The organism is Dyella sp. EPa41, from assembly GCF_016586165.1.
Classification (GTDB): Bacteria; Pseudomonadota; Gammaproteobacteria; order Xanthomonadales; family Rhodanobacteraceae; genus Dyella.
Genome location: NZ_BCPR01000039.1, coordinates 24,471 through 44,959, shown reverse-complemented (window position 1 = coordinate 44,959; position 20,489 = coordinate 24,471). Strand labels below are relative to the sequence as shown.

21 protein-coding genes and 1 pseudogene are annotated in these 20,489 nt (G+C 66.0%); 11 read left to right on the top strand and 11 right to left on the bottom strand.

What is annotated here, in order from left to right; genetic code table 11:
• Window positions 1-363: pseudogene (gene minC / locus JMF82_RS13470) on the bottom strand (septum site-determining protein MinC); the annotation flags it as partial.
• On the bottom strand, window positions 360-983 hold the full coding sequence (locus JMF82_RS13465; protein WP_201315079.1) for a GNAT family N-acetyltransferase: 624 nt from the start codon (window positions 981-983) through the stop codon (window positions 360-362). The pseudogene minC and the gene JMF82_RS13465, both read right to left, overlap by 4 nt.
• Window positions 984-1,458: 475 nt before the next feature.
• Between JMF82_RS13465 and JMF82_RS13460 the strand changes: the two genes are divergently transcribed.
• From JMF82_RS13460 to JMF82_RS13430, 7 genes are all read left to right on the top strand, one after another.
• Entirely contained in the window at window positions 1,459-2,688 is a 1,230-nt protein-coding gene (locus JMF82_RS13460; protein ID WP_201315078.1) for a sensor histidine kinase, read from the top strand.
• A 152-nt stretch (window positions 2,689-2,840) separates the two neighbouring features.
• Window positions 2,841-3,482, top strand: a complete 642-nt coding sequence (locus JMF82_RS13455) for a response regulator transcription factor (RefSeq protein WP_026635939.1) — start codon at window positions 2,841-2,843, stop codon at window positions 3,480-3,482.
• Window positions 3,483-3,829: 347 nt separating this feature from the next.
• Window positions 3,830-5,182: a polyketide cyclase gene (locus JMF82_RS13450; protein ID WP_201315077.1), complete on the top strand. Its 1,353-nt coding sequence runs from the start codon at window positions 3,830-3,832 to the stop codon at window positions 5,180-5,182.
• Between the two features lie 167 nt (window positions 5,183-5,349).
• Window positions 5,350-6,282, top strand: coding sequence for an ABC transporter ATP-binding protein (locus JMF82_RS13445; protein WP_201315076.1), 933 nt, complete (start codon window positions 5,350-5,352; stop codon window positions 6,280-6,282).
• Complete coding sequence (locus tag JMF82_RS13440) at window positions 6,279-7,013, top strand: ABC transporter permease subunit (RefSeq protein ID WP_201315075.1); 735 nt, start codon at window positions 6,279-6,281, stop codon at window positions 7,011-7,013. Before JMF82_RS13445 ends, JMF82_RS13440 begins: the two co-directional genes overlap by 4 nt.
• Complete coding sequence (locus JMF82_RS13435) at window positions 7,010-8,917, top strand: Gldg family protein (protein ID WP_236585466.1); 1,908 nt, start codon at window positions 7,010-7,012, stop codon at window positions 8,915-8,917. The genes JMF82_RS13440 and JMF82_RS13435 overlap by 4 nt, the downstream gene beginning before the upstream one ends.
• Before the next feature lie 52 nt (window positions 8,918-8,969).
• On the top strand, window positions 8,970-9,833 hold the full coding sequence (locus JMF82_RS13430; RefSeq protein ID WP_201315074.1) for a cytochrome c oxidase assembly protein: 864 nt from the start codon (window positions 8,970-8,972) through the stop codon (window positions 9,831-9,833).
• 77 nt (window positions 9,834-9,910) lie between these two features.
• On the opposite strand, the gene JMF82_RS13425 is transcribed toward JMF82_RS13430, so the two are convergent.
• Both JMF82_RS13425 and JMF82_RS13420 read right to left on the bottom strand, forming a co-directional pair.
• Complete coding sequence (locus JMF82_RS13425) at window positions 9,911-10,384, bottom strand: copper chaperone PCu(A)C (RefSeq protein WP_201315073.1); 474 nt, start codon at window positions 10,382-10,384, stop codon at window positions 9,911-9,913.
• Window positions 10,381-10,965: an SCO family protein gene (locus JMF82_RS13420; protein ID WP_236585465.1), complete on the bottom strand. Its 585-nt coding sequence runs from the start codon at window positions 10,963-10,965 to the stop codon at window positions 10,381-10,383. Before JMF82_RS13420 ends, JMF82_RS13425 begins: the two co-directional genes overlap by 4 nt.
• Before the next feature lie 104 nt (window positions 10,966-11,069).
• Between JMF82_RS13420 and JMF82_RS13415 the strand changes: the two genes are divergently transcribed.
• Window positions 11,070-11,456 (top strand): DUF423 domain-containing protein, encoded by a 387-nt coding sequence (locus tag JMF82_RS13415; RefSeq protein ID WP_201315071.1) that lies wholly within the window; start codon window positions 11,070-11,072, stop codon window positions 11,454-11,456.
• A 4-nt stretch (window positions 11,457-11,460) separates the two neighbouring features.
• On the opposite strand, the gene JMF82_RS13410 is transcribed toward JMF82_RS13415, so the two are convergent.
• From JMF82_RS13410 to JMF82_RS13390, 5 genes are all read right to left on the bottom strand, one after another.
• Window positions 11,461-11,925, bottom strand: a complete 465-nt coding sequence (locus JMF82_RS13410; protein WP_201315070.1) for a DUF1203 domain-containing protein — start codon at window positions 11,923-11,925, stop codon at window positions 11,461-11,463.
• A gap of 77 nt (window positions 11,926-12,002) precedes the next feature.
• Entirely contained in the window at window positions 12,003-12,200 is a 198-nt protein-coding gene (locus tag JMF82_RS13405) for a hypothetical protein (RefSeq protein ID WP_201315069.1), read from the bottom strand.
• Between the two features lie 99 nt (window positions 12,201-12,299).
• Entirely contained in the window at window positions 12,300-12,491 is a 192-nt protein-coding gene (locus JMF82_RS13400) for an Arc family DNA-binding protein (RefSeq protein WP_201315068.1), read from the bottom strand.
• Window positions 12,481-13,350, bottom strand: coding sequence for an SPFH domain-containing protein (locus JMF82_RS13395; RefSeq protein ID WP_201315067.1), 870 nt, complete (start codon window positions 13,348-13,350; stop codon window positions 12,481-12,483). The genes JMF82_RS13400 and JMF82_RS13395 overlap by 11 nt, the downstream gene beginning before the upstream one ends.
• A gap of 63 nt (window positions 13,351-13,413) precedes the next feature.
• A complete protein-coding gene (locus JMF82_RS13390) occupies window positions 13,414-14,931 on the bottom strand; it encodes a transglutaminase-like domain-containing protein (RefSeq protein ID WP_201315066.1) in 1,518 nt (505 codons plus the stop codon).
• Window positions 14,932-15,077: 146 nt separating this feature from the next.
• On the opposite strand from JMF82_RS13390, the gene purT reads away from it, so the two are divergent.
• The 3 genes from purT to adhP all read left to right on the top strand — a co-directional run bounded on the left by purT (window position 15,078) and on the right by adhP (window position 19,110).
• Complete coding sequence (gene purT / locus JMF82_RS13385) at window positions 15,078-16,259, top strand: formate-dependent phosphoribosylglycinamide formyltransferase (protein ID WP_201315065.1); 1,182 nt, start codon at window positions 15,078-15,080, stop codon at window positions 16,257-16,259.
• Between the two features lie 159 nt (window positions 16,260-16,418).
• Window positions 16,419-17,939, top strand: a complete 1,521-nt coding sequence (locus JMF82_RS13380; protein WP_201315064.1) for an FMN-binding glutamate synthase family protein — start codon at window positions 16,419-16,421, stop codon at window positions 17,937-17,939.
• Between the two features lie 133 nt (window positions 17,940-18,072).
• The gene (gene adhP, locus JMF82_RS13375) at window positions 18,073-19,110 is read left to right on the top strand and encodes an alcohol dehydrogenase AdhP (RefSeq protein ID WP_201315063.1); all 1,038 of its coding nucleotides are present in this window, start codon (window positions 18,073-18,075) and stop codon (window positions 19,108-19,110) included.
• 152 nt (window positions 19,111-19,262) lie between these two features.
• On the opposite strand, the gene JMF82_RS13370 is transcribed toward adhP, so the two are convergent.
• Together JMF82_RS13370 and JMF82_RS13365 are read right to left on the bottom strand one after the other, a co-directional pair.
• On the bottom strand, window positions 19,263-19,973 hold the full coding sequence (locus tag JMF82_RS13370; protein WP_201315062.1) for an arginyltransferase: 711 nt from the start codon (window positions 19,971-19,973) through the stop codon (window positions 19,263-19,265).
• A gap of 101 nt (window positions 19,974-20,074) precedes the next feature.
• A complete protein-coding gene (locus JMF82_RS13365; RefSeq protein ID WP_201315061.1) occupies window positions 20,075-20,467 on the bottom strand; it encodes a DUF2007 domain-containing protein in 393 nt (130 codons plus the stop codon).
• Window positions 20,468-20,489: the final 22 nt, after the last annotated feature.

Here is a 20,489-nt window from a genome sequence, read left to right as displayed (position 1 = left end):
CGCGATGCTGCCGCCGTCGGCCGGCTCGTAGGCCGCACGGAACTTGGCGATCAGCGGCAGGCCCATGCGGCGCGAGAGGGCTTCCACCTCGCTGGTGCCGTAGGCCAGGCCCACCGGCATCATGCCGGCGCTGCGCACGGCTTCCAGCAGCGCATCGACCGTGCCGTCGTCGGGCAGGTTCAGCAGATGGCTGAGGTCCAGCACCACGGCGGCGCGGGAAAACAGTTGCGGCGCGGCACGCACGCGGCGTTCCAGTTCGTCGCAGAGGGCGGCGGCATCGGCACGGCGCACGCGCACGTTGGCGATGCCGACCTGGCCAAAACGCAGGTCGCAGGCTTCTTGTGTATCCATTCGCGCATTCATGGGCGCCGCTCTCCCGCGAGGCGGCGCCGGGTGGTGTCAGGGTGATGGAGAGGACGCGGGCGCTCGGCCAGCCACGGCACGTCGGGCAGGCCGTCATGGTCCAGGTAGGTTTCGCGCACGAAGGCGTAGCTGGGCAGGTCCTTGGCCAGCAGGCTGACCTGCGGGCCGTCGGCGGCCATGCGCTGCTGGCCCACTTCCTGGAAGCCGTAGGTGCCATGGAACAGCACCACCACGTCGTCGCGCGGCTCCAGGAACACCTCGCAGGTGAGCAGGGGCACGCGGACCTCGGCATAGCTGGTCACGTCGCAGTAGAAGATGCGACCCAGGCCATGGCGGCGGTAGGCGTTGGCGATGACGATGCGGTCGATGTAGACGAACTGCGGGTAGTGCTCGGAAAACCAGTGGTAGTTCGTGCTGTCGTAGTCGCTGCCGTCGCGCAGGGCGATCAGGAAGCCGGCCAGGTGGCCGTCGATCTCGGCCACGCGGAAATAATCCGCGTGATCAAAGAAGAAGCGCAGTTGGGTCGAGTCCAGGGCGAGGATGGTGCGGCCGGCGGCGTTGTTGAGCGCCAGTACGGCATCCAGGTCGTGCTCTCGCACGTCGCGGATGGCAAGGGCCATTCGTTGCTCCGCTTTGTGTGGTTCGAGGACAAGACCGTTTGAAGCGGCCCCACGTAACAGTCGCCATTATGACATGCGTACGGCGCCCGCACATATCACGGCGCACCATGTAAAACCTTCGTAAAGGCAGCACTGAACAAGCATCGCCGTCGTCCCACGGGACTAGCTTCGCGTCGTCACTCGCCCTGTCTGTCCGCAGGCCGAAGGGCCGCTGTCTCAACAGACAGCCAGTCGCCTTCCTCGCTCCTCAAAGCCGCGGCCATCCATGGCCGCTCCCCGCGTGCGCCAGCGGCCCTTCGGCCTGCGGACAGACAGGGCGAGCCCCAGCGTATTGGTTCAGGTGAAGGGGTGATGCCGATGGCGATACTTGACTTGTCCAGTGCTGCCTTAGGCCAGCGGGCGTGCCTTTCGGCAGGGGTAGGGGAGTGACTTCTCACGCATTGCACCACGCCCGCCGGCGGCTGATGATGCGTGCATGGCATGGTCCAACATCAACCACATCCGGCTGCTGCGGTATGCCGGCCTTACGACGTATCTCTGCGTCGCCCTGCCGCTGCTGCCCGGCAGCTGGAGCCTGGCGCAGGTCAGTTCCTGGTGGAGCAACCCGAATATCACGGGATGGGTCCTCTCGTACCTGATCTTCGGGCTCACCTATCTGTTGCTGACGCGCCGATCGAGCATGACGCGGCAGGTCGGCTATCCGTCGCTGCCGCAGCTGCTGGGCCTCGTGGTCCTGACCGGCTCGGCGGTGGCGATGGGCTGGTTCAGCCAGAGCGGCCTGTCGGCGATGCTGATGCTGGTGATCGCGGTGGTGCTGCCCTGGCAGCTGCCGGTCGGCGCCGGGCTGCTGTGGATGCTGCTGCAGAACCTGATGCTGATCCCGATCATCGCCAGCTACATGGGCTGGACCATCGTGACGGCGGTCCTGCAGGTGTGCATGTACCTGGGCATCTCGGCACTGGTGTTCTTCACCTCGATGATCGCGAGCCTGCAGGCGGAGGAGCGCGAGATCCAGCGTCGCCTCAACTCCGAACTGCGCGCCACGCGCGCGCTGCTGGCCGAGTCCACCCGTATCGCCGAGCGCATGCGCATCGCGCGCGACCTGCACGATCTGGTCGGCCATCACCTGACCGCACTCAGCCTCAACCTGGAAGTGGCCAGCCACCTGGTCAATCCGCAGGCGGCCGAGCACGTGCAGAAGGCGCAGGTCACCGCCAAGCACCTGCTGTCGGATGTGCGCGAGGTGGTCAGCGAGCTTCGCCAGGACGACGCCATCGATCTCACGCAGGCGTTGCGCAGCCTCATCGAAGGCGTGCCCGGCCTGCGCGTGCACGTGGAGACGCCGCCGCGCTTCAGCGTGGAAGACCCGCGCCGGGCCCAGGTATTGCTGCGCTGTGCGCAGGAAATCATCACCAATGCCGCCAAGCATGCCGCGGCGCGCAACCTGTGGCTGCGCTTCGACTACGTCAACGCCAACCTGCTGGAGCTGTCCGCCCGCGACGACGGGCGTGGCGCCGCCAACTTCAAGCCGGGCAATGGCCTGTCGGGCATGCGCGAGCGCCTGACCGAGTTCGAGGGCAGCGTCACGGTGGACCCTGCGCTGATGCAGGGCTTTGCACTCACCGTGCGGCTGCCGCTGGGCGAGGCGCCGGAGCTGGCGCATACGCCGTCACGGTTCGAACCTCCCGCGCTGGGGACGGTGTAAAGAATGCACCCCGGCTTGGTGGGTCATGCCAGAATGCGGGGCTTGGATAGCCGCATCGTAAGAGTCCGGACCATGCAGGGGCAGGGGCCGGGCTTGTTTCTCCGTTGGCCGCGGGCATCGGACGCAGGCCGCAACCGCTTCGAGGATTCACGATGATTTCCGTCTGTCTTGTCGATGACCAGAACCTGGTTCGCCAGGGTGTCCGCTCCCTGCTCGATCTGGCGGAAGACATCCGCGTGGTGGCCGAGTGCGCCGACGGTGCGCAGGCCGTGCAGGACATTCCGCGCATCAAGCCCGATGTGGTGCTGCTCGACCTCCGCATGCCCAACATGAGCGGCCTGGAAGTGCTGCAGGCCCTGTCCGCCCGCAACGAGCTGCCGCCCACCATCATCCTGACCACCTTCGACGACGACCAGCTGGTGCTGCAGGGCCTCAAGGCCGGCGCCCGGGGCTATCTGCTCAAGGACGTATCGCTGGAACAACTGGTCGAAGCGGTGCGCACCGTGGCCGCCGGCGGTTCGCTGGTCGCGCCCATGGTCACCCAGCGCCTGCTTGCCGGCGTCGGCCGCATGCAGAACCAGTTCACCAGCCTGGAACAGCCCGACCCGCTGACCGAGCGCGAGACCGAGATCCTGCGCCTCCTGTCCGGCGGCTACAGCAACAAGGAAATCGCCAACTCGCTGAAGGTGGCCGAGGGCACGGTGAAGAACCACGTGTCGAACATCCTTTCCAAGCTGGGCGTGCGCGACCGCACCCGCGCCGTGCTGAAGGCGCTGGAGCTGGGCATCGTCTGACGGTGCAGGCCGGGACGGCCAGCGTCCCGCAGACTTTCGCGCAAGCCCCGAAGGCGCCGGATTCCGGCGCCTTCGTTCACCTGCGCCGAAAAACGCCCCGATCCGTGCATCCGTAAGGTCTGACGCTACGCCGCCAGCCCAGTGCCATAGCCATTCGCGGGCGTCTGGAAGGCCAATTCACGGCTGGATGGCGTTCCTGCGCGTGAGCAAGTAGTATCGGTGGCTTCGGCGCTGGCCGACCCCCCGTCACGACGTGATTCTTCGGGAATTTCCCCGTGGCTGGCCGGTCTCCGGCGACTCGACTGCCCTTAGTGCCGTATACAGAGAGACGTGCGGAGAACCCCGGAATGATGCGTGTTCTTGAATTTATTGTTGCCCTGATCATTGTCGCCGTCGTGGCGGTGGTGGTGGGCGTGGTTATGCCTGGCAGCGGCCATGTGGAAAGGTCGTTGGTCATCGGCAAGGACATGCGTCAGGTCTATGACGTGCTGAGCAATTTCCGCCGCTTCCCCGAGTACACGGTGCAGCGCGAGTACGACCGCAACATCAAGTTCGACTTCTCCGGCAAGGCCTATGGCCCGGGCGCCGAGCTGTCCTGGTCCAGCCAGGACGAGAAGGTCGGCAACGGCAAGCTGACGATCGCCTCGGCCGACCCGAGCTTCGACAAGGTCGACTCGCAGGCCCGCAAGGCTTCCATCGTCTGGAACCTGGACAACGACTGGCGTGGCAACGACAAGCACTTCACGCTCGACCTCGAGCGCCAGGGCAGCCGCGGCCAGCTGACCAAGGCGACCTGGTCGTATGACGTTGCCTACGGCTTCAACCTGATCAACCGCTATTCCAGCCTCTACATTCACGGCGACCCGGATGCCTTCATCCAGTTCACCCTGAACAACCTGCAGAACGTGCTGGCCGGCGTGCAGAACGTCGACTACACCAAGCTGATCCCGTACATCGAGCAGACCCAGCCGACGCCGGTGCTGCTGGTGTCGACCTCGATCGAGCGCAAGGGCGGCCTCGAGGCCCTCAACGATGCGACCGACAAGGCCATCGGCCAGATCCAGGCGGCCGCCAAGAAGCTGGGCGTGACCACCACCGGTCCGCGCATCATCTACACCACCAACTACGGCGACCAGACCTACACGTTCGACGTGGCGATGCCGATCAGCGCGACCAGCCTGAATGTCGGCGGCCAGACCGTGGAACTCGCCGCCGCCAAGTCGCCCGACCTGGCCACCGCCGCCAGCGCCAGCACCAGTGGCGATGCCGCCGCGGCCCCGGCCGACAACACCCCGGGTGGCCATGACCGCTTCGGCCGCCTGATCGTCGACAACGACGTGCGCGCCTTCCTGGCCTTCGGTGGCCCGGCCCTCAAGGCCGTGTGGAACGGCACCGCCGCCGGCGTGCCGCAGACCCGCGACCTGATGAAGGCCTACGCGCAGACCCACGGCTACAAGTTCGACGAAGTGGTGAACCGCTTCTACGACATCGAAGCCAAGCCGGAAGTGAAGCAGGGCGACCAGGTCACGCAGTACGCCGAGTTCGACGTGTACCTGCCGCTGAGCTGGGCGCCGGACCAGACCCCGGAACAGGAAGCCGGCATCAAGCCGCCGTCGCTGGACCAGGGCACCGAGCAGCAGGCTCCGGCGTCGTCCAGTACGGCCGCGGCTCCTGCCGAAGCCGGCACCGCCGGCAAGTAAGCCGCCCGCGGCAACGCATCGAGAAGGCCCTTCCTCGCGAAGGGCCTTTTCATTTCCGATGCCCGCATCGACCGGTAACGGCGAACTTTTCGGTTACATTGCGGGTCGACTCGCTGATCCACGATGGCCATGCGCGTTGCGCGGCCCGCCTCTTGCCTCGACCGGACATGATCGAAACCGAACAGCTCACCCGGCGCTACGGCGCCTTGACCGCCGTGGATTCGCTGAGCTTCCGGGCCGAACCGGGCCAGGTGCTGGGCCTGCTTGGCCCCAATGGCGCCGGCAAGACCACGGTGATGCGCATGATCGCCGGCTTCCTCGCGCCCAGTTCGGGCACGGCACGCGTCTGCGGACACGACGTGCTCAAGGAGCCGCTGAAGGCCAAGCGCGCACTCGGCTATCTGCCCGAGGGCGCGCCGAGCTACGGCGAACTGACGGTGCGCGAGTTCCTCACCTTCATCATCCGCATGCGCGGCCTGCAGCGTGACGAAGGCTTTCGGCGCTTCGAACGCGTCGTCGGCGGCCTGCAGCTGGAAGGCGTGCTCGACCAGTGCATCGACACCTTGTCCAAGGGTCTGCGTCGCCGCGTGGGCCTGGCGCAGGCCATCGTGCACGACCCGCAGGTGCTGATGCTGGACGAACCCACCGATGGCCTCGACCCGAACCAGAAGCACACCGTGCGGCAGCTGATCGACGCGATGGCGCGCGACCGCACCATCCTCATCTCCACCCACCTGCTGGAAGAAGTGCATGCGCTGTGCAACCGCGTGGTGATCATCGCCAATGGCCGGCTGCTCGCCGACGCCACGCCGGCCGAGCTGGAGGCGCGTTCGCGCTATCACGGCGCGGTGTCCTTCAGCGCGCCGGGTAGCGGCGTCTCGCAGGAAATGCTCGGTCGCCTGCCACAGGTGGCTTCGATCGAGGTGGATCCGATGGACGGGCGCATCACGGTATTCCCCCGTCCGGGCGAACGCATCCTCGAACCGGTGGAAACGCTGTTGCGGCAGCAGGGGCTGGAAGTCTCCGAGATCCAGCTGGAACGCGGTCGCCTGGACGAAGTGTTCCGCCACATCACCACCGGCGTGGAGGGCAGGGCATGAGTCCCGTCGCGGCGGTGGTGCGGCGCGAGCTGCGCAGTTATTTCGTCACGCCGGTGGCGTACGTGTTCCTGGTGATCTTCCTGGTGATGTCCGGCATCCTCACCTTCTACGCCGGCGACTTCTACGAACGCAGGCAGGCCGACTTGCAGCCGTTCTTCGTGATGCACCCCTGGCTGTACCTGGTGCTGGTGCCGGCCGTGTCGATGCGCATGTGGGCGGAAGAGGCCAAGGGTGGCACGCTGGAGCTGCTGCTCAGCCTGCCGCTCACGCTGGGCCAGGCCATGCTGGGCAAGTTCATCGCGGCGTGGCTGTTCATCGGGCTCGCCTTGTTCCTTACCTTCCCGATCTGGCTCACGGTGAATTACCTGGGCTCGCCCGACAACGGCGTGATCCTCGCCGGCTATATCGGCAGCTGGCTGATGGCCGGCGCCTTCCTCGCCATCGGCGCGTGCCTCTCGGCGGTGACGCAGAGCCAGGTGGTGGCCTTCGTGCTGACACTGGTGGTGTGCTTCCTGCTGATACTGGTGGGGCAGCCGCAGGTGATGGAATTCTTCCAGGGCGCGCTGCCGCGCAAGCTGGTGAACGGCCTGGCGCACCTGAGCATGCTTCGCCATTTCGAGGCGATCTCGCGCGGCGTGCTGGATACGCGCGACCTGCTGTACTTCGTGCTGAGCATGGCGGCCTGGCTGATGGCCGGCGTGCTGGTGCTCGACCTGAAGCGGACGCCATGACCATGGCGCGCCTTCGTTCCCGCCGTCGCGTGGTGCTGCTTGCGGCCCTGGTGCTGCTGGCCATCGTGTTCGTTGCCATCACGCTGGGCAGCAGCCGATGGATGCGACTGGGGCGCATCGATCTCACCTCCGATCGCCTGTACACGCTGACCCCCGGCACCATCCACATCGTGGACAACCTGCGTGCGCCGTTGAAGCTCACGCTGTATTTCTCCGAGCACGCCGCACGCGATCTTCCGCAGTTGCGCACCTACGAGCAGCGCGTGAGGGAGATGCTGCAGGAGATGGTGGCCCGCTCGCACGGACGACTGCGCCTGCAATTCGTGGATCCGGTGCCGTATTCCGATGACGAGGTCAGCGCGGAAGGCCATGGCCTCACGCCCATCAGCGGCGGCAGCAACGGCGAGCGCGTGTTCTTCGGCCTGGTGGGCAGCACGCTGCCGGCCAATGCAGACAGCGAGAGCGACAGCGAGGAGCGCCTGCCCGGCAATACGCTGAGCATTCCGCTGCTCGATCCCACGCGCGAGACCTTCCTCGAATACGACATCGCCAAGCTGCTCTACGAGCTGGACCAGCCTTCCAAGCCGCACGTGGGCCTGATCACGAGCTTGCCGGTGGAAGGCAACCCGGTCATCGGCGAGCAGCCATGGACGGTGATGCGCCAGCTTGGCCAGCAGTTCGACGTGAAGGCTCTCGATGCAAGCAGGCTCAAGCGCATCGACAGCGATATCAAGGCGCTGCTGGTGATCCATCCCAAGGCGCTTCCGGCGGACGCGCTCTACGCGATCGACCAGTATGTATTGCGGGGCGGGCACCTGGTGGTGTTCGTCGATCCGGTGGCGGAAATGGACAACACGCCGTTCGTGGACAGCAACGGCAACACCGACGACCACAATTCGGACCTGGCGAAGCTGTTCGAGACCTGGGGCGTGCAGTACGACCCGCAGAAGGTGGTGCTGGACCGTTCGCGCGCGCTGCGCATCGAACTTGCCGACTCCAGCTCGATGATCCACCCGGCGATGCTTGGCCTCGGGCAGCAGGAGCTCAGCCATGACGACGTGATCACCGCGAGCCTGCAGCGCATCAATGTCTCCAGCGCGGGTTATTTCGATCTCTCGCCGGGAACCAGCTCGCGCCTGCAACCCTTGATGCAGAGCACGACCGATGCCGAGGTCGTGCCCAGCCAGCGCGTGCGCGAGTCGATCAACAATCCGGGCGGGCTGCTGGACAACTACAAGCCGGACAACAACCACTACGTGATCGCGGCGCGCGTGCGCGGAACCTTTGCCAGCGCTTTCCCCGACCGGGCCAGGCTTCCGGGCCACCTGGGCATATCGGGCGACAACGCCGAGGTGATCCTGGTGGCCGATACGGACCTGCTCAGCGATCGCCTGTGGGTGTCCTACACGCAGAGCCTGCTCGGCCAGCCGCAGCTCAGCGCGCTCGCCAACAACGGCGATTTCATCACCAATATCGCGGACAACCTGAGCGGCTCCTCGGCGCTGCTGTCCATCCATGGCAGGGTCAGCTCGCAGCGGCCGTTCACGCGCGTGCTGGCGCTGCAGAGCGCCGCCGACCAGAAGTACCTGGCCAAGAAGCAGGAACTGCAGCGCGAGCTGGCCGTCACGCGCTCGCGCCTGAACGAGCTGCAGCCGGCCAAGGCGGCGCGTGGCGATGCGGCGAGTGCGGAACAGCGCGCGGAGATCGAGCAGTTCCTGCGGCGCCAGCTGGCGATCAACAAGGAACTGCGCGACGTGCAGCACCAGTTCAATGCCGAGATCGATGCGCTGGGGCTGCGGCTCAAGTTCATCAACATCGTGCTGGTGCCATCCCTGGTGACGCTGTTCGGCCTGCTCTATGGCTGGCGACGTTCGCGCCGCAGCCGTCGCCGGGTCTCAGGGTGAGACGGGCAGGCTATGATGTGCGGTCGCCGTTGATCCGGCACGGAATCGTTCGATGATGGCAAGCGTGATCAAGTGGATCGTGCCCTGGGAGTTTTCCTGGGTATTCCTGCTGAGCTTCGTGGCCTGCAGCGTGCTGTATGTCCGCGGTTGCCGTCGCCTGCCGGTCGGCATCGGTCGCCAGCTGGCGTTCTGGCTTGGCATGGCGATGATCTATGTCTCGCTGCACACGTACCTGGATTTCTTCTTCGAGCATGAATTCTTCATGCATCGCATCCAGCAGGTGCTGCTGCATCACCTGGCGCCGCTGCTGATCATTGCGTCCTACCCGGGAACGGTGTTGCGCAAGGGGTTGCCGTTGCCGTGGCGCGTCCGCCTGCTGCGGCCGGTGTTGCGATCGTGGCCCTGGCGCCTGTTCAGCGCGGTGTTCCTGAATCCGGCGGTCGCGACCATCCTGTTCGTCGCCTTCATCCTGGTCTGGCTGATCCCGTCGATGCAGACGCTGGCGATGCTGGATTGGCGCATCTACCGCTTCATGAACTGGTCGATGCTGGTCAGCGGCTTCAGCTACTGGTGGCTGGTGCTGGATCACCGGCCGCGCCCGCCCGGTCGCATGACGCCGGGCATGCGCGTGCTTTCCCCTGGCATCACGATGACGCCGCAGATTCTTGCCGGCGCCATCGTCACGTTTTCCAAGACCGATCTCTACCCGATCTTCGAGATCTGCGGACGCGCGTTCACCTTCAACGTGCTTACCGCGCAGCTGGTCGGTGGCGTGATCATGTGGGTGCCTGCGGCGATCATCGAGTCCATCGGCGGCCTGCTGGCGATGCGCCAATGGTTGCGGCTCTCGCGCAACGGGCGCATCCGCCGGAAACCATGGCCGCGACGCCAGGCCGCGGCCAGCGACGCCTTGTAGGAGCGCACCCGGTGCGCGAACCTGCCGTGCCTCGGTAACCGCCATCGCGCACCGGGGGCGCTCGTGCATGAAGCAGGTCAGTGCTGGTGCGCGTCGCCGGCGTCCGTGGCATTCGCCGGGCGCGTGACGAAATCCGTATCCAGGGTGCTGCCATCGTCGAAGTGCAGGGTGAGCTTCACCTCGTCGCCCGGTTTTACCGGCGGGTTCGCCTTGCCCATCATCAGGTGGTAGCCGCCGGGGGCGAGTTCGGCCTCGCCGTGCGCGGGGATCACCAGGCTCTCGACCATCGCCATGCGGCTGACGCCGCCTTCGGAGCTGCTCTTGTGCAGCATCACGCTGCCGTAGCGGGTGCTGTTTGCACTGCGCAACGTGGCTGGCTGATCGCCGGTGTTTTCCAGCACGACATAGGCGCCTGCGGGCAGGTCGCCCGGCAGGATGCGGATCCATGCGTGGCTGGCACGGATGTGCTCGGCTTCGCCGGCATGCGCCGAGGTGGCCAGCAGCAGGCCGGTGGCCAGCAAGGGCAGGGCCCGCGCGGTGCGAATGATCATGTCCGATTCCCCAGGCTCAGCATCAGGTGCAGGTCGTGGACGAGGTCGTCCTGCGGATTGGCTGGCGTCGCCAGCAGGCGCGCCTTGCCATCGCGATCGAAGACGTAGATGGCCGAGCTGTGGCTCACTTCGTATTGCCCGTCGCCCTTGTCGGGCTCTCGGGTGAAGGCGGAACGGTAACGCTTGCTCAAGGCCTCGATGTCGCGCGGCGTACCCGACAGGCCTACGGCGCGCGGGTCGAACGCGTTCACGTAGGCGTGCATGATCGCGGGCGTGTCGCGCGCGGGGTCCACGCTCACGAACAGGATGCGCGCTCCGTCGGCCAGTGGACCGAGGCGCTGCATCACCACATGCAGTTGCGCGAGCGTCAGGGGGCAGACATCCGGGCAATGCGTGTAGCCGAAATAGAGCAGCACCACCTTGCCGCGGTAGTCCTGCCCGGTGACGGCCTTGCCCTGATCGTCGACCAGGCGGAAGTCCAGGTCGGGCATATGCCCCGTCACATTGGTGAGTCGCCACTCGATGGCGTCGCCGCGGTTGCAGGCCACCAGCAACAGGCTGCCGAGCAGCAGTGCGAGCATCAGCGTCAGCCGGCCGGCGTGGCGGAGTGTCGTGCGAAGATGGAAGGGAATCATCCTCCCAGCATACGACACTGGCCGCCTGGCCGTTGAAAGAAGCGCTCTCCATGCGACACCCAACCCTTGTCACTGGCGTGCTCATCGGGCTTGCAGGTGCGACCGCCGTGATGCTCGACGCCTTCGGCGCCCACGCCCTGCGCGGCGTCCTCGATGCGCAGGGCAGCGAGTTGTGGCATACGGCGGTGAGCTACCACTTCTGGCATGCGCTGGCGCTGGTGCTGGCGGCGCTCGCCACGCCGGGGCGCGCGCGTCGCGTCGCGATGGCGGCCTTTCCGTTGGGCATTTTGGTGTTCAGCGGCAGCCTGTACGCCCTGGCCTTGGGCGCGCCGCGCTGGTTCGGCGCCATCACGCCGCTGGGCGGCGTGGCGTTCATCCTCGGCTGGTTGGCCCTGGGCATCGCGCTGGCGCCGCGGCCGTCGCGCGCTTCCGGTTGAGGCGCTAGGCGCGATCCACTCGCGCCGCGTAGCATCCCGGGCGCGCCATATGGATATGCAGGTAGGACACCTGGCTGTCGGCGAACAGTCGATCGATCAGCGGCTCCAGTGCCGTGCCCTGGACGACGTCGGCATCGCGCAACATGCCGCGCGCATCGAACCCGCGCACCGAGAGCAAGCGACGCCGTAGCTGGTCGGGCACCTCGTCCACGCGATCGTACTGTTGCTCACCCTCGCGGATGTAGATGGCATGGCTGGATCGAAAGGGCGAGTCGACCGCGTGATGCTCGTAGTGCAGCAGGATCAGCGACTGCCCCGGTTCGGCATCGGTCAGGCTGACGCGACACGGATAGCCATGCGGCTGGTCGGCCACCACGCGCACGGCGCGACGCCCGGCGAGTTCCTCGTCGGACAGCGTGAACAGGCCGATGAACGGCTCGGCGGGCAAGCCCGTGATGCGGAAGCGCATGGCAGTGCTCCATGGAAACGTTACATGCAGCTTGCCGTCGGCAACGGATGCCGGCCATCCGGATCTTGCGATGGTGCTCAGTCCACGCGAAACGTGTTCACCGACTCGCATTCGGGGCAGCGATAACTCTGCAGTTCCGTGTTCTCTTTTCTCGCCCATTCGAGCGCATCGGGAGGAAGCGTCTCCTGCGGCTGCATCTCGATCTGCTTGCCTCTTCTTGAGCACGCATCGCAGAGGATCGGGCCGTCGGGCAGGGGGGCGTAGTCGTTTGCCATGGAAGTTCTCCGCTCGTCACTCGCCGGGTGGGCAAGCAGCGAACCTAGCGCCGCCGGTGTGCAAGAGGTGTTGAATCGCCGGCAAGGTACCGCGTGCGCTCAGTCGGCGTCGTCGTCGGCTACCGGCTCCGGTGCCTCTTTCTTCAGGCGCCCCTGCTTGCGCAACGCTTCGCGCAAAACGAACTCGATCTGCGCATTGACGCTGCGCAGATCGTCGTCGGCCCAGCGCTGCATGGCTTCGAGCACGGCAGCGCTGATGCGCAGGGGAAAGGCCTTTTTCTCAGCCGCCATAGAGCGTGCCGGCGTTCACCACGGGCTGCGTGGCGCGGTCGCCGCAGAGCACCACCAGCAGGTTGCTGACCATGGCGGCCTTGCGCTCTTCGTCCAGTTCCACGACGCCTTGCTGGCGCAGTTTTTCCAGCGCCATCGCGACCATGCCCACGGCGCCTTCCACGATGCGCTCGCGCGCCGCCACGATGGCGTTCGCCTGCTGGCGCTGCAGCATGGCCTGCGCGATTTCCTGCGCATAGGCGAGGTGGCTGATGCGCGCTTCGACCACGCGCACGCCGGCCTTGTCCAAGCGTGCCTGGATTTCGTCGCGCAGGTGGTTGTTGATGATGTCGCCGTGGCTGCGCAGCGCGGGCTTGCCGTCGTCGTGCGCGTCGTAGGGGTAGTTCTGCGCCATTTGGCGCAGTGCGGATTCGCTCTGGATGGTGACGAAGTTTTCGTAGTCGTCCACGCAGAACACCGCTTCGGCGGTGTCGATCACCTGCCATACCACCACGGCCGCGATCTCGATCGGGTTGCCGTCGCTGTCGTTCACCTTGAGCTTGCCGCTCTCGAAGTTGCGCACGCGAAGCGAGACGCGCCGGCGGGTGCAGAACGGGTTGGTCCAGCGCAGGCCCTCCACGCGCACGGTGCCGGCGTACTTGCCGAACAGCTGCAACACCTGGCCTTCGTTGGGGGCGACCTGAAAGAACCCCTTCACCATGAGCAGCGCGAGTGCGATGAGAAGCACGCCCGCCGGGCCAAGATAGCCCGTGGTGCCGCGAGCTGTTTCCATCCACAGTGCGACGCTTCCCACGCCCATCAGGAAGCAGACAAAGACCATCGGTATGCCGGCAACCGAAAAACCCTGACGCTCGTTCATGCTGATTCCTCCCTGGTTGGGAGGATTTGATATCAAATTGATATCTAAGTGCAAGTGCCGTGGCTACCGTCCGTTGCCGGCGCTTACGGGCGGCTCGCTCACGGTCGGCGGTGGCAGGTTGCCCGCCAGCTCGCCCGTCGGGGTCACTTCCTCGATGTGCAGCTGGCCGAACAGGTTGGCGACGTTGAAGAAATGCCACGGGTCGCCATCGCCCGTGTCCAGGGCAATGTGGGTGCTGTCGAAGTGGCGCAGGGCAGCGTCGAAACTCTGCCAGCGCCCGTTGATCCAGGACTGCACCCACGCATGGGGCACGAACACGCGCGACGCGCCGGAAAAGCGGTCGGCATAGACCATGCCGGTCACGACGCGGGTGGGGATGTGCTCGGCGCGTGCCAAGGCCGCGAGCAGCACGGCGTATTCGGTGCAGTCGCCGTCATGCGTGCGCAGCACTTCCAGTGCCGAGGCGTAGCCCACGTCCAGCCCGTGCTGCGTGATGTAGTCGCTGACGAAGCTGCGCAGACGGCGCATCTTCTGCAGGTCGTCACGCGCGTCGCCCACGACCTGCGCCGCCAGTTGGCGGATTTCGGGTGCGTCGGACTGCACCCAGGCATTGGGCAAGGTGTCTTCGCCTGAAGGCGGCGCCTGCCCGCCGGGTTGCGGGTTGCCGACATCGACCAGCCAGTTGCCGCGGCCCAGGTCCATCACGTGCTGTTCGTCGGTGCCGATGATCGGTTGCGGACTGCCTGCCGGCGTGCGGATGCGGTAACGCAGGAACGAGCTGCGCAGGTAGGCGGGCAGCAATCGCGGCGAATCGACCATCGCCGCGCGGAACATGTCCATCTTCTGCACCGGCGCCATGGCGCACTTGCGGCTGCAGGCGAGCATTTCCAGCTTGCGACCCAGCATGTCGAGCATGCCTTTGCGCGCGAAGCCCTCGTTGTCCAGCCACAGGTCCATGGTCTGCGAGCCGCGCGGCGTCTTCAGTACCTGGCGCTGGTGGCTGAGCACCATGGTGCCTTCGGGCAGGGCCACCTTTTCGTCGCCGATGACCGTCATCGCCACGCGGGCGACGGCCTGGCTGGCCGGGTCGAACATGTCCATGGTGTAGTTTTCGCCAGGACGGCTAGCGGCCTTGACCAGGGCGAGGCGCTGGCCTTCGGCCAGCATCGCGCCAGGCGGCCAGACCAAGAGGGTCTGGCGCGAGTTGCCGTCGACGGTGGTGGTTACCGTGAAATCGCCACCGGGCTGGCGCTTGCCTTCCACGATCGTGTCGGAGGAGGACAGCGTGCTGCGCGCATAGAACCCCAACGGTTCGCCGGCGCTGCTTTCCATGCTGCGGGTCAGTACGCCCAGCGGGACGCCGCTGCCGCCGCGGTTGAGTTCGATCACGAGGTCCTGCGTCGTGGTGACCACATCGCCGACGCGCTCATGGCTGATCTCGAGATGGCCGATCTTGCGGCCGCCCAACAGCACCGTCATCCAGGTGGTATCCGCAGGCGCCACTCCCTCGGCCCGGGCAACGGATCCCGGGGTGGGGCACAACGACAACACCAGCAAGAGCATGGCAGTCCGGTTGCGCATAGTCGTTCCGCGGGGACGGTGGCAAAGACAGTCAATGCCGGTTCGAGGCATTCGTCAATGGGACTTCCGACAGGTCATGCGCGCCATCTCCGCCGCCCCCGTCCCGGCCGCTTACAATGCGCATTTGCCACCCCGGGGAGAGACCGATGAAGCCGTTTGGCACGCCTTATTCCGACCGCGCCCTGCGCGTGCTGCTGCTGGGTTCGGGCGAACTCGGCAAGGAGGTGGCCATCGAGCTGCAGCGCTTGGCCGTGGAAGTGATCGCGGTGGACCGCTATGCGAATGCGCCGGCCATGCAGGTGGCCCATCGCAGCCATGTGATCGACATGCTGGATGGCGCCGCGTTGCGCCGGCTGATCGAGCAGGAAAAGCCGGACCTGGTGGTGCCGGAAATCGAGGCCATCCATACGCCGACCCTGGTCGAACTGGAAAAAGGCGGCCTGCGCGTGATTCCCACGGCGCGCGCCGCGTGGCTCACCATGGATCGCGAAGGCATTCGCCGCCTGGCCGCCGAAGAGCTCGCGCTCCCCACGTCGCGCTATCGCTTCTGCGAAACCGAGGCCGAATACCGTGCCGCCGCCACCGAAATCGGCCTGCCGTTCGTGATCAAGCCGGTGATGAGCTCGTCCGGCAAGGGACAGAGCGTGGTGCATCGCGAAGACGAGCTGCAGGCTGCCTGGGATTACGCGCAGTCCGGCGGGCGTGCCGGCAAGGGGCGGGTGATCGTCGAGGGCTTCGTGGATTTCGACTACGAAATCACCCTGCTTACCGTCCAGCACAAGGACGGTGCGAGCTTTTGCGCCCCCATCGGGCATCGCCAGGAAGATGGCGACTATCGCGAATCGTGGCAGCCGCAGCCAATGAGTGAGGCGGCGCTGGCCGAGGCGCAGCGCCAGGCGGCCGCGATCACCCATGCGCTCGGCGGCTGGGGCGTGTTCGGCGTGGAGTTTTTCGTCAAGGGCGACCAGGTGATCTTCTCGGAAGTGAGCCCGCGTCCGCACGACACCGGCCTGGTCACCTTGATTTCGCAGGATCTCTCCGAGTTCGCGTTGCATGCGCGTGCGATCCTCGGCTTGCCCATCCCGGCCATTCGCCAGCTCGGCCCCTCCGCCTCGTGCGCGGTGCTGGTGGAAGGCGAGGGTGATGCGCCCCGTTATTTCAACGTGGCCGAAGCCCTGGGCCAGCCCGATACGCAGCTGCGCATCTTCGGCAAGCCCACGGTAAAGGGACGCCGGCGCATGGCCGTCACGTTGGCGCGCGACGAAGACATCGCGTCGGCGAAAGCGAAGGCGATCACCGCGGCGAACGCGTTGCGCGTGGAACTCTGATGCTTCCCTTTCCCTCGTTTTGAGGAGAGGATCCAAAGCGGAGCGGACACTCCGATGAAGATCGCCGTGTCCGATCCGCCAAGGCCGTCGCGAGGCGGCTCTTGTTTCCGTAGTCGCCTGCGGAACATGCAAATACAACGATGACAACCGGAGGCAGTGATGGAACCGTCGGGATTTGCGCACTGGCTGGTCGTAGTGGTCGAAACCTTCGCCGCCTTCTTCCTGCTGCTGCTCGTGCTGCTGGCTGTCGTCGTCATGGTGGTGTGGTTCGTGGATCGCCACCAGACCTCCAATTCGGTGTTGCGCAACTATCCGGTCATCGGCCACTTCCGGTACTGGTTCCTGCATCTGGGCGAGTTCTTCCGCCAGTACCTGTATTCCAGCGATCGCGAGGAACTGCCGTTCAATCGCGCACAGCGCATGTGGGTCTATCGCGCGGCAAAGAATGTCGACAACACCAACGCCTTCGGTTCCACCCGCGACCTGCGGGGCGAGGGCGTGCCGTTCTTCGTCAATGCACCGTTTCCCGCGCTGGGCGAACGGCAGCTCGAGCCGCGACCGGTCACGCTCGGGCCGTACTCACGCGAGCCTTACCGGCACGCGGCGTTCTTCAACATCTCGGCCATGAGCTTCGGCGCGCTGTCCGCGCCGGCGGTGCGCGCGCTGTCGCGCGGCGCGGCCAAGGCCGGCATCTGGATGGACACGGGCGAGGGCGGCCTCGCGCCCTATCACCTGGAAGGCGGCTGCGACATCATCTTCGAAATCGGCACCGCCAAGTACGGCGTGCGCACGCCGGACGGCAAGCTCGATGACGACAAGCTCCTGGCGATCTGCGCGCACAAGCAGGTGAAGATGGTGAGCATCAAGCTCGGCCAAGGCGCCAAGCCCGGCATGGGCGGCCTGCTGCCGGCCGCGAAGGTGACGCCGGAGATCGCGGAAATCCGTGGCATTCCGGTGGGGCAGGATTCGCAGAGCCCCAATCGCCATCTCGACATCGGCAACGTGACGGAGCTGATGGATGCGATTCGCCACATCCGCGATCTCACCGGCAAGCCCGTGGGCTTCAAGGCGGTGTTCGGCGGCGTCGACTGGATCGCGGAGCTGTGCGATGAAGTGCACAAACGGGGCATCGAGAGCGCGCCGGATTTCATCATCGTCGACGGGTCGGAAGGTGGCACCGGCGCGGCGCCGCAGACCCTGATGGAAGGCGTGGGCCTGCCGCTGCACGAGGCGTTGCCGATGCTGGTGGACATGCTGATCGTGAAGGGGTTGCGCGAGCGCATCAAGGTGATCTGCTCGGGCAAATGCATCACCGCGTACGACGTGGCCTGGGCGCTGTCGATGGGCGCGGACTTCGTCAATTCCGCGCGCGGCTTCATGCTGGCATTGGGCTGCATCCAATCGCTGCAATGCAATCGCAATACCTGCCCGACCGGCATCACCACGCAGAACCCGAAGTTGCAGCGCGGCCTGGTGGTTACCGACAAGAGCGAGCGCGTGGCGCATTACGCAACGAACGTAATGCACGAGGTAGGCATCATCGCGCACAGCTGCGGCGTGGAAGAGCCGCGGCAGCTCGACCGGACCCACTGCCGCGTGGTGGGCGACGACGGGGTTTCCGTGCCGCTGGTCAAGCTTCATCCGTATCCGGTCATGCCGCAGGCCGTCGTCAACTCCTGAAGTGTCGCAGATGGCTGATCCATGTCATCCGCCCATCACGCGGTGGAAGGCATCGTGAGGTGCCCCGCGCAGCCGCGCCCCGTCGCATGGCGCGACCGGGCGGCTGCGCTCCATGACCCCAAGGAGATCACCCATGGCACCCAAGACGATGAAGGCCGCCGTCGCGCACCGTTTCGGCGAACCGCTGCGTATCGAGGACGTACCCGTGCCAACGCCCGGGCGTGGCGAGGTGCTGGTGAAGATCGTCAGCAGCGGTGTCTGCCATACCGACGTGCACGCGGTGGATGGCGATTGGCCCGTAAAGCCGCAGCCGCCCTTCATTCCGGGCCACGAAGGCGTCGGCGTGGTGGCCGCCCTGGGCGAGGGCGTGGACAACCTGAAGGTCGGCGACGCGGTGGGCATCGCCTGGCTGCACGATGCATGCGGGCATTGCGAATACTGCATCACCGGCTGGGAAACGCTGTGCGAGACGCAGCACGACAGCGGTTACAGCGTGAACGGCAGTTTTGCCGAATACGCGATCGGCAACGCCGCCTACGTGGCGCGTTTGCCGAAGGATGTCGACCATGCCGCCATGGCGCCGATCCTCTGTGCGGGCGTGACGACCTACAAGGGTATTCGCGAGACCGAGGCGCGGCCGGGTGAATGGATCGCCATTTCAGGGATCGGCGGCCTCGGCCATCTGGCCATCCAGTACGCGACGGCGATGGGGCTGAACGTCGTGGCGGTGGACGTGGCCGAGGACAAGCTCGAACTTGCACGCAAGCTTGGCGCATCCGCTGCCGTGGACGCGCGCAGCCCGCAAGCCGTCGAGCAAGTACTGGATGCCACCGGCGGCGGCGCGCACGGCGTCTTGGTCACGGCGGTCTCGCCAAAGGCGTTTTCGCAGGCGCTCAGCTTCACCCGTCGCCGCGGCACCATGAGTCTCGTCGGCCTGCCGCCGGGCGATTTCGCCACGCCGATCTTCGATGTCGTGCTCAAGCGCCTCACCATCCGCGGCTCCATCGTGGGTACGCGCAAGGATCTGGCCGAAGCCGTCGCATTCGCCGCCGAAGGCAAGGTGGTGCCGACGATCGAACGGCGGAAGCTGGAGGATGTGAACGACGTGCTGCAGGGCCTGCGCGAAGGACATATCCAGGGCCGCGTGGTGCTGGATATCGGCACACCCTGACTCGCCTCGCTCTTGTAGGAGCGCACCCCGTGCGCGACCGCAACACCACGCGATCATCCCGGTATTCGGCTTTCGCCGTCGCTTACCGCCCGAATGCCGCGCCGGTCGCGCACGGGGTGCGCTCCTACAGGGGCTGGTTTGGTGGCCGGGGCTCAGCTCTCCGGCATCTCCACCCAGCCTTCGCTGGTGCGGATCTGCAGCGGGCGGAAGCGCCGCTTGTAGTCCATCTTCGGGTGGCCGGCGATCCAGAAACCCAGGTATACCCACGGCAGGCCACGGCGCTTTGCCAGGGCCACCTGTTGCAGGATGGCGTAAGTGCCCAGGCCGCGGGCGGTTTCATCCGGGTCGTAGAACGTATAGACCGCCGACAGGCCTTGCAGGCAAAGATCAGTCACGGCGACGCCGAGCAGGCGCGAGCCGTGGCGGAACTCCAGGAAGAGCGTGGGGCTCCAGGGCGCGGTGAGGAAGCGTCGGAAATCGCTGGCATCCGCTTCGTCCATGCCGCCACCGGGATGTCGCTGGCGCAGGTAGCGCTCGTACAGCGAATGCCTCTCGGTGTTGTAGCCGGCCATCGATTCGATGACGTGCAGGTCCTCATTGCGCTTCAGGCAACGCCGCTGCGAGCGGTCCGGCATGAAGCGCGCCACGTCGATGCGGCAGGGCGTGCAGGCGCGGCAGTTGCTGCAATAGGGGTAGTACAGGTGCCCGCCGGCGCGACGGAAGCCGCGCTCCAGCGCGGGACCGTACAACTGGTCCAGCTGCGGCGCCGCCGGATCGATCACCAGGTTCTGTGCCGTGCGCTCGGCAAAGTAGCCGCAGGTGTGCGGCAGCGTTTGGAAAAGGCGGACACGATCAGAGCGCATGGACGGATTCTATGTCCGGTCAGGTCTGTCATGTGAGTAGGAAAATGCCGATAGATTGTGTCGGCTTGCCCGATTGGGCCCTCGATTCAGGCTGAGCCCGCTCAGATCACGCCCATATAACGAAGCATGAGCACCACGAAGGCCCCCGCCACCGCCAACATGACAATGCGGCGGATCCGGGTGGCGACGCTCTGGCGGCGCCCTTCCGGGGTTGGATTGCGGGCCAGGGCCAGCTCTTCGCCATGGCGCACCACCGGCTCGATGCCCAGTTCCTTCAGCAGCGCCCGGGCCCGGGTGTAGTCGTCTGCGCGGGTCACCCAGACCTGGGCCCAGTTGTCCCGGTTTTCGTTGCGCTGGGAGTAGCTGAAGCGCTGGTAGCTGGGGCGGTTGTAGTTCGAGCGGTTCTCGATGGTGCACTCGATGCCCTGCTCGGTCAGCAGCGCAGCGACGCGATCGATGTTGTCCTGGCGGGGAGAGGTATAGAGCTGACGCATGGAGAAAACCCTGGGTTGCCGT